This is a genomic window from Tardiphaga sp. P4_G1 (assembly GCF_056401215.1).
In genome coordinates this window covers 1-1,000 of record NZ_JBFUJU010000023.1, presented here as the reverse complement: position 1 = coordinate 1,000, position 1,000 = coordinate 1, and the positions used below count along the sequence as shown (strand labels likewise).

Here is a 1,000-nt window from a genome sequence, read left to right as displayed (position 1 = left end):
AGATCGAGAAGCATGTAGAAAATGCTGTAGCGCAGCCGATGCTCTCTTGGCCGCAATCGGTGATGCATCACTGAGCCGGAGTAGAGGGCCGAACGAAAGCCCGACATCAGGCAGCCTCCGTTTCAGGCGTGGCGAGCACAGTCTCATGAACATGGATGCGGCCGGATTCGTCAGCGACTGTCCAGGGGCGCCGCAGGTCGCCGAGGGCTTCAGCGACGGCAAGCCCGGCTTGTAATCCATCCTCGTGGAAGCCGGCGCCGAAATAGGCGCCGCAAAACCATGTATTGCGCTTGCCCTGCAACGACCAAAGCTCTCTCTGCGCTTGCATCGCCTGCGCATCGAAACGGGGATGGCTATAGCGCATTTCCCTGAGAACAGCGTTGGGTGCGATCTCCCGGTGGGGATTGAGCGTGACGAAAAGCGGCCGCTCACTTTCGATTTCCTGAAGACGGTTCATCCAATACGTCACGGCGAGCTTGCGACCGCCATCGTCGTCCCTCGCCATGTAGTTCCAGCTCGACCAGACCCGGCGGCGGCGCGGCATCAAGCGAGGGTCCGAATGAAGGACTGCATCGTTGTTGATATAGTTGAACGCGCCGAGCAATCGCCGCTCCTCGCTGCTCGGATCAGCAAGCACTTGGAGTGCTTGATCCGCGTGAGTGGCAATCACCACCTGATCGAAACGGCGACGATCACCGTCATATCCGACTACCTCGGAACCGTTCGTTGTGCGAACGATTGTACGGATCGGATAGTCAGACACCACTTCGGCTATGGCGTCAGTAAGCACTCGCACGTAGGAGCGGCTGCCGCCGCACACGGTGCGCCAGATCGGGCGACTAGACAATTTCAGGAGGCCGTGGGTGTCGCAAAACTTGATAAATGAAGCCGCTGGATAGGCGCCGATCTTTGCAGCAGGCGTGGACCAAATGGCGGCCGCCATCGGGTAGAGATGATCGTTGCGGAATCCTTCTCCGTAACCGGCGGCGTCGAGATACTC

General features: G+C 59.3%; 2 protein-coding genes. Both read right to left on the bottom strand.

Features of this window, described 5'->3' with window-relative positions:
* Positions 1–107: DUF1365 family protein (locus AC1DUY_RS30705; RefSeq protein ID WP_478119194.1), on the bottom strand; the 107-nt coding region annotated here is incomplete at its 3' end.
* The coding region (locus AC1DUY_RS30700; protein WP_478119192.1) for an NAD(P)/FAD-dependent oxidoreductase at positions 107–1,000 on the bottom strand (894 nt) is incomplete at its 5' end. The genes AC1DUY_RS30705 and AC1DUY_RS30700, both read right to left, overlap by 1 nt.